This window comes from Brevibacillus sp. MCWH (assembly GCF_013096935.1).
In the GTDB taxonomy this organism is placed as follows: domain Bacteria; phylum Bacillota; class Bacilli; order Brevibacillales; family Brevibacillaceae; genus Brevibacillus; species Brevibacillus aydinogluensis.
This window is the reverse complement of sequence record NZ_SDLF01000001.1, coordinates 269149-281888: the sequence shown is the minus strand read 5'-3', so window position 1 is coordinate 281888 and position 12740 is coordinate 269149. Positions and strand designations below refer to the sequence as shown.

The following is a 12740-nucleotide window of genomic DNA, read 5'->3' as shown; positions in this document are numbered from 1 at the left end:
CCAAGATTCACTATATCACAGTTAAATGTTTCGTACACGAAGAATCTCGCACTTCCAGGTTTATCCTCCTACCGTTCATACTTTACCATGTATACACCTCCGCTCTCCCTGTTAGCACATGAAAACTGTCCCGTGTTAGTACGAATGAGCGGCGAAAAAATTTCACCATTCGCGCAGCGCACCGGAACGTGCTATGCTAACCCTTGAGGTGATGTGTAACATGCTGCAGCAGTACAAAACAGTCGCCGGGTATGGTGAAGACGAAATTGTCATCGAGCGTTCCCGGTTTATCGGATATGCCCAACGCGTCACAACGGAAGAAGAGGCTGCCGCCTTCATCGCCATGATTAAAAAGAAGCACTGGGACGCAACGCACAACTGTTCCGCCTTTGTCATCGGCGAAAACGACCAGATCCAGCGCTCCAGCGACGACGGAGAACCGAGCGGCACAGCCGGCAAGCCGATCCTGGAGTGCATCAAAAAGAACGGCCTCAAGGACACCGTGGTCGTAGTCACCCGTTATTTCGGCGGGATCAAGCTGGGCGCGGGCGGCCTGGTGCGCGCCTACACGGCCGGCTGTGTCACGGCGCTAAAGGCTGCGGGCATCGTCGTCCACACCCTGCACCAGCAGATATCGGTTACCGTCGACTATCACTGGTGGGGCAAGGTGGAAAACGAACTGCGCCTCGGCCAGCACCGGGTCACCGCCACCGACTACACGGACAAGGTGACGGTACACCTGCTGATTCCCGATGGCCAACAGGATGCCTTTGTGGAGCAGATGACCAATTTGACCAACGGACAGGCCGACATTGTGCTGGGGGATCGCGAGTACGTGGAAGTGCCGGTGGAGGCCGTTGGCGGAGACGAATAACCCGAATCGAAAAACTTGTGTCCCGCACTAAGATTGTCTAGGATGGAGAGGTAAGCAAGAAACCAACAATTCGTAAAGGCGGGGAGCGCAGTGGGGAAAACGCTGGACGAGCTGTTTGACAAGCTGGATGCTGTTGCCGAGCGGATGGAGCAGGGGTTTCGGGAGATCGACAAGCGGTTTCAGAACGTGGACAGGCGGTTTGAGCAAATTGACAAACGTTTTGAACAGATTGACAAGCGTTTTGAGCAGATCGACAAACGGTTTGAACAGATTGACAATCGGTTTGAACAGATTGACAAACGTTTTGAACAGATTGACAAACGTTTTGAACAGATTGACAAACGTTTTGAACAGATTGACAAGCGTTTTGAACATATTGACAAACGGTTTGAGCGGATCGAGGAGCGCTTGGACAAACACGAGCGCCGCTTAATCAGCGTGGAGGAGATGACGGCCTCTCTCATCCAGATGGTCGGTCATACCAACGCCCGCTTGGAAGAGGTGCAGGCGGACGTCCACGATCTCCACGCGGCGTTCAAACAAACCAACGAAACCGTGACCTTTTTGGACAAAAAGGTGTGGGAACAGGAAAAGCAGCTGTTCCTGCTGCGCGAGAGATTTGACAAGTATCTGGACGACAAAAACAGAAGCTGAAGAGGAAATTCCTCTTCAGCTTCTTTCATTGTTACTGCTTCGGCAGTTTTTTCAGTTGGACCATGACGCGGATGGTGATGACCGCCATCTCTGCGCGGGTCAGATAAGACTTCGGCAGGAAGCGGTACGTCGGCTTTTTGGCTGTCGGATCGTTCGGTTCGCCATTCATGATCTTCGCTTTGGCCACCGCCAGTACGGAAGGCTGCGCATAGTAGCCGACATCCTTGGCGTCGGTAAACATCTTGGCCAGGGCCGTTTTTGCCGCATCCGGCGTGCCCAGTTTCAGGTTGAGCGCGCGGGCGATCATAATTGCCGCTTCTTCGCGGGTCAGCGGATCGTCCGGACGGAAGTAGCCCGGCTCCTTGCCGCGAACGATGCCGGCGCGGGCTGCCGTTTCAATGTATTTGTACTGGTAGTCCCACGTGTCCCGTGTCGGACGCACGTCGTTGAACGTCGGCGAAGACGGCGTGCGGCTGTCGGCGTACGGACCGTCATTGATCGGCAGGTCGAGCGCCTTCACCAGCATGGTGGCAAACTCGCCGCGCGTGATGTCACGGTTGGCTCCAAACGAGATGGCGCTGTAGTTGGGCATGATCCCTTTGGCGTACAGCGTCTCCATCGCGTCACGCGCAAAATCGTGATTGACCACGTCGTCAAACGACTCTCTGGTCTTCATGACCATGTAGTACCCAAATCCGGCAAACGGCACCGTTATGGTTTTCTTGCTGGTATTGACGACTCCGCCAAGGTTTTGCCATTCATCCCCATTGTGATAGTACACGGTCAGGATGTTGTTGGCCGCGTTGACAATCGACTGATCGTACTTGATCGTCAATGTGCCTTGTTTGCTCGGCACCAGGTTGTCTTCGTAGCGATCCTTGAAGGTATCGATTTCGTCCCCGTCGGTGTAGTACGGATCGCGTCCGCCCGGCGCGTTTTTGTCACCGGCATCAATGTAGTAGAGCGGGCTGGCGTAGTTGAAGTTTTCATTCAGCGCCAGTTTGGACTTCATGTCATCGTCCGGAATCGACACTTGTCCGGTCGTCCGGTCGGCAATGCCGAAGTACAGCTCCACATCGACAAAGATGTCCTTGGTCGGATTGGTGACTTCTTTGCCCTCCCGTTTGTTGGGCGGCGACACCAGTACGGTTCCGGAAGGGAACTTCAGCTCCAGGCTCTTGTCAAAGACGCTGAACGACGTTTTCTTGCCCAATACTTCGCGATACTCGGCACCGTTTACGGATGAGTTGGCATTGAAAATCTGAATCTCGTCGTTGTAGGACGTGTTGCCGACATAAACGGTGTACTTGATCTTGTTCAGGCCCGCTTTCAACGCAACGGTAGCGGTAAACACATAGTAGGATTTCGGGACTGGTCTGCCCAGGTCTTCATTGTACTCGAAATCCCGCTCCGTGGTGTTGGTTACCTTCGCTTCCGTTTTGCCGAACATCACCTTGGTCGCATTTTCCGCAAAGATTTTGATCGGCACGCTGTTGGCATTGACGATGATGTACGGGTCGCTCTCCTTGGCTTTGACCGGGGAGATGACTTCCCAGCTGTTGGTGGTCTGGTCAATCTTCACATCGTAACGAACCACCGCGCCGTTGCCGTCCTCGGCCACGATCGTGTAGGTGGTGGTGCCGTTCTTCTTCAGGGTAAGCGGGAAGAGCGCCAGTTTTTGCTCCTGCTCCTCGCTTTTGGTGATCTCATCCTGAATTTGCTCCAGCAGGTCGCCGTAGTCGCTGCTGCGCATTCTGGCCCTAAACGACGTCTTCGTTTGAGCATCGAAGTTGTACTCCTGGAACTCCCGGCGCAGCCCGGAAGGAATCTGGCTCAGCGTGTCGTTGTAATCCTGGTTGTCTTCCTTTTGTTCCCAGTCGCCGTTTTCGTAGCGGAAATCGGCAATGCGTCTGCCGTTTTTCTCAATGTAGACGTGCTCTGCGTCTTTTACCGTAAACGTAAACTGGCTCAGGAACTTGGCGCCTGTCCGGTAAGCGGTGTCTGTCGGCTGTTTGACCAGTTCGTTGTCCTTGCCGTTTTCGCTGATTTCCAGCTTGACGTCTTCAATCGTCGGTGCTTTGGACGTGATGTACAGGATCTTGTACGTGAAGCTGACGGACGGCTGCGTGGTCAGCGTGATTTCCAGCGTGTGTTCGCCTTTGGACTTGATGTTGTTCTGCAGGGATGCCTTGCTGATCGTAAAGGTGTTGTTGGACCCCACTGTCGGAGTAAGCGTCGTTCCGTTCAGCTTGACTTCGATGTTGCTGGACGTCAGGTCGTAGTTGTACACCTTCCCGCTCAGCGAAACGAAGTCGTCGTCACTCTTGATCTGATACCCGCTCTCAAAGCTGCGGACCTGCCCCGAACCGTCAATGTACGTCAGCTGCAGATACGGCGCAATCTGGATGTTCAGTTTGTACGTGACGGACAGGGACGTCGTGCCGTCGGAATACCTGATCTCCAGATCCCCGGTACCCGCCGGCAGGTTGGACAGGGTAAACCTGAACTGCGTTGCAGAAAGCGCGTCGAGCGTATAGTTAATCGGGCTGCCGTTGTACGTTACGGTGTAATTGGACTGCGTACCGCCCATGTTCACCGTCTTCAGGTCTACCGTAAAGGTGGATTTCCCCACCGGGTTGACCGTGTACTCGGACAGCAAGGTCGAGTCGATGTACGCTTCGACAAATCGCGGTTTGGAACCGTCCACATAGGTAAACCTGTAGTCGTACCCGTTCACCTGGAAGAACCCGGAGTCCGTCTGCAGGCCCGTGGTCGGATCGGTGGTGGTGTACTCGTAGCTCAAGGTTACCCGGTAGGTGACGCCGTCATCCAAAATGCCGATATCAGCACCGCCGCTTGCAATCGGCGCGGTGAGGACATACTCGGTAAAGCCGTTGCCCTTGTACGTCCGGGAAGAGGGCGAGATGTTGTCTACCGAGAACGTTCCCCCGGTTTTTTCGTTTTTGTACTCCAGTTTAAACTGCTTGATTGTTTGTTTGTCGGTCTCTTCAAATTGCAGCAGAGCCGTACCAGTGATTTGATACGCTTCGCTGTTGGGACTGTTGGTTCCCGGCAGGGTTGCCACCTGGCCCTGCACCAGATTGGTCACAGGTGTCGGCGGTGTTCCCTGTTTTTGAATGGTCACGTTATAGAACTGGTTGGCGGTATCCTGGGAACGGGACACCACATGGATCGTCCGGCTGATGACGCCCACTTTCTTGTTGTCGTTGTAAACGGTAAACTCCAGCCGGTTTTCACCCAACTGCGACGGCAGGTTGGCGGCGAATGCGCCGGACGTAACCCTCGCCTCCACTTCGTCGCCGGTGGTCACGTTTTTCACGATGACTTTCTCGGCGTTCTTCACCTTACCGTCCACATTCAGGGTCAAACGGTTGGTCGATGCCACCGTAATCAGCGTGGTAGCCGACGTGAGCGGCGTGTCATTTACGCTGATGCTGTCAATATAGGGCGTGTTGTTGTACTGCACGTAGAATTGAAAGTGTTCCTTGGTGACGCTTCCCACCCGTTCATAGAACGAGATGACGTTCAATCCCGGCTTCAGGGGGATGTCCCAGAACGTAAAGGTGTTGGTGCCGCTCAGGGTCGGCGTCGTGGAACTGAGATCCTCAATCGTCTGCCCGTTGTTGGTGGTAATTTTCAGACGCAGGTTGGCGCCTGTCACACCCGATCCGTAAATCCCGCGCAGCGTAATTTTGTTTTCCGCATGCAGCAACGGATTGGTGACGCTTGTCCCCTGATTGGGGTAATCGATCAGGACAATCGGGCTGTTCTGCGGTCGGTAATCGTAATATTGCAGGCTTTCATAGCCGGTGTTGACCGACACCACCTTGATAACGTTGATCCCGTTTTTCAGATCGATGGTGCCGACAGGAATCTCAGAGCCGTCGTTTTTCGCTGTCGGAGCCGTAATGGTCTGAACCGCTTTCCCGTCCACCTGCACTTCCAGTACGGGGCTGGGGTCCAGATTGCCGGGATCCGAGTATTTGATCTTGAGATTGGTCAGTTTGCCGGAATGGGTAACAAGCGCATCACTGGCACTGTTCCCGGTGCCCGGCTGGTTCGGATTGACCGGCGGGATCAGATCGGACGGAGGCACGATCTGCAGTGTCGCCCCGGTCTGCTGTTTTTCCAGCTTGTAGTACATGGTGGCTTTTTCGGAGCCAAACCATACTTCCACTTTGGTCACTGCGCCGTTCCGATCAATCGTGATCGGCGGGAGCGTCAGCGTCTGTCCGACAAAGGCAGGGGCAGGATTATAGATTACCTGCGTGCCGTCTACGGCCACGGCGACCGTGTTGCCGGAGGCGGCCGTATTGGTCAGGACGATGCCGTCAATCGTTCTGTTCTTGACCTCAACCGGATTGGCAAAAGTACCGAAGGCATTAGTCTCGGAGCTGTCCACCACGATGGACGACGGGTTGGTAATCGTCCAGGTTCCCGCGGCTGACGCAGGCATCGCCGGAACCAGGCCGGTCACCAGCAGCAGCATCGTCAGACATACTGCGAGCCAACGCCGAAATTGCTGATACGTCGTTTGCAAGGTCTTCACCTCTCCACATGTTTTTGTTCTCGGATTTTGTCCCCTGCCCGAGAGCGTAAGAGACGCCATTCTCGTCTTTTTCTTTTATCGGAAAATCATCGGTTTTGCTTTACTTCTTTATGTTAAAAAGCGGAAAAAACCCCTGCTGGTCATCCAGCAGGGGTTTGCCCGACTAGTGGCTTCGCCGTTCCGTATACTTGATTTTTAACCGTCGGACCGCGTTGATCAGCGGGCGGTGACGGCGGCCGACGAGACCGACCACCTCGGTGGCGAGATGCATCGCGAACAGCAGCGCTGCCATCACGATGATGGTTGTCCATTTGGTCGTTTTCGTCAGCACAATCGCCATCGTGCCGAAGAAGATGCTGATCGTATAGATGGTCAGAACCGTGGCCCGATGCGACAGGCCCATGTTCAGCAGACAGTGGTGCAGATGCCCTTTGTCCGGGCTGGAAATCGGCTTTTTGTTCACGATTCGGCGAACAATCGCAAAGAACGTATCCCAGAGCGGAACGCCCAGCACCACAATCGGGATGATGAACGAGACGAACAGCGCTTCCTTAAAGCCCATGATGGACAGCGCCGCCAGGTTGAAGCCCAAAAACAGCGAACCGGTGTCCCCCATAAAAATGCGGGCCGGATGGAAATTAAAGTACAGAAAACCCAGGATGGCCCCCAGCAGCACGAAACAGTAGATGGCCACGTGTTCGTAGCCGGGACCGTTGAGCAGCGCCACGATCGCCATGGTGGCAGTGGCAATGGCCGATACGCCGGCGGACAGCCCGTCCAGACCGTCGATCAGGTTGACCGCGTTGGTGACACCGACGATCCAAATGATCGTGATCGGGGCCGCCAGCCACAGCAGCCAGCCGCTGGTAAAGTCAATGCTGCCTTCGTACGGCAGGTTGACAATGCCGATTTTCAGGCCAAACGGAATGACGACCACGGCTGCCGCCAACAATTGGCCAAACAGCTTCCACTTGGGCGATAGCTGCAGTTTGTCGTCCAGTATCCCCACTGTCATGACGATCGTTCCGCCGATGAAAATCCCCAACATTTCCTTGAAACCGGAAAATGGAACAAACAGCAAAAACGAAACGAGATAGCCCGCGTAGATGGCCAACCCGCCCATGCGCGGCATGATTCGCGTATGCACCTTGCGCTGGTTGGGCTTATCTACGGCGCCGATGGATTCAGCCAGTTTTTTCACATAGGGTGTGGCCGCAAAAGCCACGATCAGTGAAGTCAGAAACCCGAAAATCATCGTTGACATCGGCAGTTTCTCCTCTCTACGGGCACCTTCCGGAGCGGTTTTCCCCTTTTTCCTTCAAGACAGTCCACACAAAGCGCGGAATGGCCAACTGCCGCTTCCAGCGCGACGGCTGAGCAAGCAACCGGTACAGCCACTCCAGATGCAGCCGCTGCCACAGCTTTGGCGCTCGCTTTACTTTCCCGGCAATGACGTCAAAGCTGCCGCCCACTCCCATCATCAGGATTGCCTGCAGTTGATCGCGATATTTGGCGATCCACTCGTCCTGCTTGGGAGAGCCCATCGCCACAAAGAGCAGATGGGGCGCTTTTTCCGCAATCTCCTCCACGATTGCCGGCTCTTCGCCTTGTTGAAAATATCCGTCCCGATACCCGACGATGCGCGCCCCCGGATATCGTGCCGCCAGCTTTTCCGCCGCCAGCCGATTCACTTCCGGGGACGCCCCCAACAGATATACTTTCCACTGGTGCCTGTCCGCCGCCGCCATCAACGCTTCGAGCAAATCGATGCCCGTGACGCGCTCGTTGATCGGCTGCTTCGTCCACCTGGCCGCGTACACGATCCCGATGCCGTCGGGAACGACGTAGGCTTGTTCCAGGATGGCGCGCAGCGAACGCTTTTCCCGCGCCAGCATGACGATCTCCGGATTGGCGGTGACGACGTGCGTTTTGCGTCCGTTTTCGATGCGTTCGACAAGATCATCGACCGTTCCGGCAAAACCGCGCGTGGAAAACGGCACTCCCAATATGGTTGCGACCTGTTTGGTCAATAGTTTCACCTTCATTGTAGAGACGCTATGCGCCTATAAAAAGTTGCACATTAGCCATTCTACCCGAAAAGAAAGGCACATTCAAGAAATTCATGAATGTGCCTGCTTCACGTCAACCAGAGCAAACATCAGATCGCCCTCGACCGCGACCTTGTCGTTCACCCTCGCAATCGCGTGACATTTGCCGATGGAGCCGCGCAAGCGCGTCATTTCCACTTCCAGGACGAGTGTGTCGCCCGGTTTTACCTGCTCCTTGAACCGGACGCCGTCAATGCCGGCAAACAGCCCCAGTTTTCCTTTGGTTTCCTCCGTGTGCATCGCCACTCCGCCCACTTGGGCCAGTGCCTCGACGATCAGCACACCGGGCATGACCGGGTAGCCGGGAAAATGGCCTTGGAAAAACGGTTCATTGATTGTAACGTTTTTGATCCCCACGGCCCGTTTGCCCGGTTCCAGCTCGACAATCTTGTCCACCAGCAAAAACGGGTAACGATGGGGAAGGATCGCTTGAATGTCAACTGCGTCCAAAGGGGTCCGCAATTCCATAAACACCGCTCCATTTCCATACTTTATACGTTGCATCCGTGTATGAAGAACATACCGCAAACTGAGAATAAAGACAACCCCCCCGTCTCCGACGTCAGACCGGGGTTAAGATAAAGGGGCACTTCCTCCATGCGGCGGAAGTGCTCTTTTCCATCCGCCTCGCATCACATCGCGCGGTTCAGCAACCGAAACTTCACCAGGTAAATGGCTGTGGTCACAAAGGAAAACGCGATCACGCTCCAGAGAATCAATTCGCCGTACTGGTACCGGTACATGACCAACGGAAAAGCGATGTAAAACAAGACCGTTGTCAGCTTGCCAAAGGCGTTGGCCGGGACTGTCTTTTTCCCGCGAAAATGGAAAAAGCCGGCGGCGATGATCATGCCCGCATCCCGCGCAAAGAAAAACAGGGCGGCCCAAATACTGATCCGCTCTGTCAGAAACAACGAGGCGATCACTGCCATCATCATCAACTTGTCTGCCAGCGGGTCCATCATGATGCCAAACGTGGTCACCAGTTTGTGCTTCCGCGCAATGTACCCGTCCAATATATCGGTAATTCCCGCCAGGATGAGGATGCCTAGGGCGATCTCCACATGGTACGGAAACGACTGAAAAAAGACGTATAGGTACAAAGGGATGAGAACGATGCGAAAGACGGTAAGCGCATTGGGAAGATTCACGGATATCCCTCCGTATGAAGATCGTCACTCCCTGTTTTCGCCACTCCATTATTATACTCTTAGGACAGCAGACGCAACAAGGTCTGGAAGAATGAGCAAGCAGCGACATCTTTTTCCGACTTCCAGTCATAAGAAGAGGCCCCTCACCCTGCGTCGGTTGGGGCCGTCTTCTGCTGCCACATGTCAGTGTGTGATCATGTGCCCTGAAAAATCAGATCGTACATGTGCTTGTAGGTGTTCAGATCAAACACTTCGGAAGCCGGTTTGTCTCCCAGCACGCTGTATCCGATGACCAGACCGATGACCAGCGAGAAAAACATCAGAAACGGGATAAACAGGATTTGGGCCAGTCGAAACGGCCACGCCTGGCCGCCCCGGCGCTGCTCTCTATCCCGGGCCATCTGTCCGTCACGCGGGATACGTTTTCCCTTTCCTTGGTCCATTGATGTCTCCTCCGACATTCCGAGTGAATTAGCGGCTGCGCAGGGAGTTGGCGATACCCATCATCTGATCGGCAATCGCAATCGCACGGGCGTTGAGCTGGTAGGCCCGCTGAACGTTGACCAACTGGGACATCTCTTCCTGCAGATTGACGTTGGAAGCTTCCAGCGCTCCCTGACGGATCTTGGCGGCAGACAGCTCATACTTGGAGTACGGCGTCATGCCGGACGCAAGCTCGGCGTCGTATTCATTTTCCCCAACCTGTGTCAATTGATCGGGGTTGAGCACCTTCCACACGCCAATCTGTCCCACCGCGGTTCCGTCGTTGGTGACGACTCCCTCGGGGGATACCTGCAGATTGCGTACAGGGCCGTTGATCATGATCGGAACCCCGTCTGTGTCTGTCAGCAGGTCTCCCGCTGCATTATGCAGGACATACGCGCCCAGTTTGGCTTCGAAACGCACCTGAAAGGCACCGTTTCGCGTAAAGCGGTACGATTCGCCCACCATCGTCCCGTTGTTGTCGTAGAGAGGCCGGCTTACCAGAAAAAACCCTTCTCCCTCGATCATCAAATCGGTGGGGACATCGGTGATCCTGGCGCTGCCCGGAGCCATGTCCAGTTTGGTCAAGCCGATCCGCGCCCCGCTGCCGATGCGCAGTCCGGGCGGAGTCGAACGCTGCTGCCTGTCCGCAGCCGGTTGTTCGTTCAGCGAATCGGACAGCAGTTCGGAAAACGACGCCGTGCGCCGCTTGAAACCGACCGTATCGATGTTGGCCAGGTTATTGGCAGTCGTGTCCAATGCCTGCTGGACGCTGCGCAGTGCCGCGCTCGAGATGTTCAGTGACTGCATCCATTCTACCTCCTATCTTACCCGTTTACCCGGCCAATTTCATTGGCCGCCTTTTCCAGCGTGCCTTCCACTGTGGTAATCACGCGCTGATTGGCTTCATACGCCCGCAGCGCCGTCATCATGTCGGTCATCGTCTGGGCAGGGTCCACGTTGGCTCGCTCCAGCCAGCCCTGCTTCAAACCGTAACGCCCTTCCACCGCCGGATCGGTATATTGGCCCAGCGCTCTCGCCGTCCGGTCATTCTGCAGGGCCTGCACCAGATCCTCCGGCTGTCCGCCGCCTTCCCAGCGGTAGATGTTGGTACCCTCCCGCACGAGCTGCAGCGGATTGGTCACCACTTTCAGGCCAAGCCGCTCACTGCCGCCGGGCAGCATGAGAGCATTGCCCGCCTCGTCCACACGGTACAAGGCGCCGTCGTCACCGATCTTCAGCTGTTGGCCGGCGCTGTTTGCCGGATCGGCCGGATCGTTCACCCGGATGGCCCGGTTCTGGTTATCCAGCACGTAGTAGCCGTCCGACGTGACCAGGTAGCCGTCTGCATTGACGCTCCAGTTGCCGTTGCGCGTGTAGCGGATCTGATCGGGCTGGGCAGCCTGTCCGGGGTTGTCCAGTCTGGCCACGCTAAAAAACAGCCGACGCTCATTTCCGTCCTGGTCCGGCTGCAGGTTGTCCAACAATGCGACATCGTACGGATTGCGCGTCTCCGCAATATCGCCCTGGCGGAAAATCGGCAGCGCCTCCGACATGTAGACGCCGGAATGCAGCCGGCCGATCACGGCAGGCTGACCGCTCATGACGGGCAGTCCTTGAATATTTGGTCCTTCCTGATCGCGGATGCGCGCGATCAACTGTTCCGGAAAGGCGCGCATGACGCCTACGTCCTGCTTGTAGCCCGGTGTGTTGATGTTGGCCAGGTTGTTGGCCAGCACTTCCTGACGCTGCTGCATTGCCAGCATGCCCGCAGCAGCCGTATACAAGCCTCTGATCACGCGGTATTACCTCCCGAAAAACTTCTTTTTCCGATACGTGGGCGCCTTGTCCAGATAGTCCAGCATGATCCCCGTCCCTTTGGCCACGCACATCATCGGATCTTCCGCCACCAGCACAGGCACCTTCAGTTCGTCGGCCAGCAGTTGGTCGATCCCGTGCAGCAGTGCGCCGCCGCCGGTCAGAAAAACGCCCTTATCAATAATATCGGCAGAAAGCTCCGGAGGTGTTCGTTCCAAAACGGATTTGGAGGCTTGTACAATCGCACTAACCGACTCGGCCAGGGCTTCCTGGACTTCGTACGAGCGGATGGTAATCGTCTGCGGTAGCCCGCTCACCATATCCCTGCCGCGAATGTCCATTTCGTCCTGGCGCCCGCCGGAAACCGTTCCGATCTGCATCTTGATGTCCTCGGCCGTACGCTCCCCGATCAGCAGCTTGTATTTGGTTTTTATGTACCGCATAATGGCCAGGTCAAATTTGTCGCCCGCTACTTTGATGGAGGAAGACGTAACAATGTCCCCCATGGACAGGACTGCTACGTCCGTCGTACCTCCGCCGATATCCACCACCATGTTGCCGGAAGGTTGAAAGATGTCCATGCCCGCTCCAACCGCCGCCACTTTCGGCTCTTCCTCGATAAACACCTCGCGTGCCCCGCCGCTGCGCTCAGCCGCTTCGCGGATGGCTTTCTGCTCCACCGAGGTGATGTTGGTCGGACAGCAGATCAAAATGCGCGGGCGAGCAAACATGCTTTTTCCGCCGATTTTGGCCAAAAAGTGTTTCAGCATGGCTTCCGTGATCTCAAAGTCCGCGATCACGCCGTCCCGCAAAGGCCGAATCGCCACGATGTTGCCCGGGGTGCGCCCCACCATGCGGCGCGCCTCGTTCCCCACGGCCAGCACTTTATTTGTCTGATTTTCGATTGCTACGACAGACGGTTCATCCAGGACAACGCCCTTGCCTTTCGCAAAAATCAAGACATTGGCCGTGCCCAGGTCAATTCCGATATCTTTGCTAAACATGAAAGTCCTCCCTGTTCCAGTTCATTCCTATCACTTATCATAGGCGGTTGCACGTGAGAGGACAAGGAAATTCTTCCT

Annotated in this window: 11 protein-coding genes; 2 read left to right on the top strand and 9 right to left on the bottom strand. The window is 55.6% G+C overall.

Features of this window, described 5'->3' with window-relative positions:
- The first annotated feature begins 220 nt into the window (after positions 1 to 220).
- Together ETC00_RS01275 and ETC00_RS01270 are read left to right on the top strand one after the other, a co-directional pair.
- A complete protein-coding gene (locus tag ETC00_RS01275; protein WP_171564144.1) occupies positions 221 to 874 on the top strand; it encodes a YigZ family protein in 654 nt (217 codons plus the stop codon).
- A gap of 90 nt (positions 875 to 964) precedes the next feature.
- Entirely contained in the window at positions 965 to 1528 is a 564-nt protein-coding gene (locus ETC00_RS01270) for a hypothetical protein (RefSeq protein WP_171564142.1), read from the top strand.
- A 31-nt stretch (positions 1529 to 1559) separates the two neighbouring features.
- On the opposite strand, the gene ETC00_RS01265 is transcribed toward ETC00_RS01270, so the two are convergent.
- The 9 genes from ETC00_RS01265 to mreB all read right to left on the bottom strand — a co-directional run bounded on the left by ETC00_RS01265 (position 1560) and on the right by mreB (position 12662).
- Positions 1560 to 6098 carry an S-layer homology domain-containing protein gene (locus ETC00_RS01265; protein WP_371808862.1) on the bottom strand — a complete coding sequence of 1513 codons (4539 nt, stop codon included), beginning with the start codon at positions 6096 to 6098 and terminating at the stop codon, positions 1560 to 1562.
- A gap of 163 nt (positions 6099 to 6261) precedes the next feature.
- Entirely contained in the window at positions 6262 to 7362 is a 1101-nt protein-coding gene (locus ETC00_RS01260; protein ID WP_171564139.1) for a glycosyltransferase family 4 protein, read from the bottom strand.
- 16 nt (positions 7363 to 7378) lie between these two features.
- Positions 7379 to 8128, bottom strand: coding sequence for a WecB/TagA/CpsF family glycosyltransferase (locus tag ETC00_RS01255; RefSeq protein WP_230077500.1), 750 nt, complete (start codon positions 8126 to 8128; stop codon positions 7379 to 7381).
- A gap of 90 nt (positions 8129 to 8218) precedes the next feature.
- The gene (gene fabZ / locus ETC00_RS01250; protein WP_171564137.1) at positions 8219 to 8674 is read right to left on the bottom strand and encodes a 3-hydroxyacyl-ACP dehydratase FabZ; all 456 of its coding nucleotides are present in this window, start codon (positions 8672 to 8674) and stop codon (positions 8219 to 8221) included.
- 164 nt (positions 8675 to 8838) lie between these two features.
- Positions 8839 to 9357 carry a CDP-alcohol phosphatidyltransferase family protein gene (locus ETC00_RS01245; protein ID WP_171564136.1) on the bottom strand — a complete coding sequence of 173 codons (519 nt, stop codon included), beginning with the start codon at positions 9355 to 9357 and terminating at the stop codon, positions 8839 to 8841.
- A 194-nt stretch (positions 9358 to 9551) separates the two neighbouring features.
- Positions 9552 to 9800, bottom strand: a complete 249-nt coding sequence (locus ETC00_RS01240) for a DNA-directed RNA polymerase subunit beta (RefSeq protein ID WP_171564135.1) — start codon at positions 9798 to 9800, stop codon at positions 9552 to 9554.
- A gap of 28 nt (positions 9801 to 9828) precedes the next feature.
- Positions 9829 to 10650, bottom strand: coding sequence for a flagellar hook-basal body protein (locus tag ETC00_RS01235; RefSeq protein WP_171564134.1), 822 nt, complete (start codon positions 10648 to 10650; stop codon positions 9829 to 9831).
- Positions 10651 to 10667: 17 nt separating this feature from the next.
- The gene (locus ETC00_RS01230) at positions 10668 to 11639 is read right to left on the bottom strand and encodes a flagellar hook-basal body protein (RefSeq protein ID WP_171564132.1); all 972 of its coding nucleotides are present in this window, start codon (positions 11637 to 11639) and stop codon (positions 10668 to 10670) included.
- Between the two features lie 6 nt (positions 11640 to 11645).
- Positions 11646 to 12662, bottom strand: a complete 1017-nt coding sequence (gene mreB / locus ETC00_RS01225; protein WP_171564130.1) for a rod shape-determining protein — start codon at positions 12660 to 12662, stop codon at positions 11646 to 11648.
- Positions 12663 to 12740: the final 78 nt, after the last annotated feature.

Bases quoted from the DNA above. Each gene is read 5' to 3' on its own strand.
- ETC00_RS01235 (WP_171564134.1), bottom strand. From the start codon at position 10,650: ATGCAGTCACTGAACATCTCGAGCGCGGCACTGCGCAGCGTCCAGCAG.
- ETC00_RS01275 (WP_171564144.1), top strand. From the start codon at position 221: ATGCTGCAGCAGTACAAAACAGTCGCCGGGTATGGTGAAGACGAAATT.
- ETC00_RS01240 (WP_171564135.1), bottom strand. From the start codon at position 9,800: ATGGACCAAGGAAAGGGAAAACGTATCCCGCGTGACGGACAGATGGCC.
- mreB (WP_171564130.1), bottom strand. From the start codon at position 12,662: ATGTTTAGCAAAGATATCGGAATTGACCTGGGCACGGCCAATGTCTTG.
- fabZ (WP_171564137.1), bottom strand. From the start codon at position 8,674: ATGGAATTGCGGACCCCTTTGGACGCAGTTGACATTCAAGCGATCCTT.
- ETC00_RS01260 (WP_171564139.1), bottom strand. From the start codon at position 7,362: ATGTCAACGATGATTTTCGGGTTTCTGACTTCACTGATCGTGGCTTTT.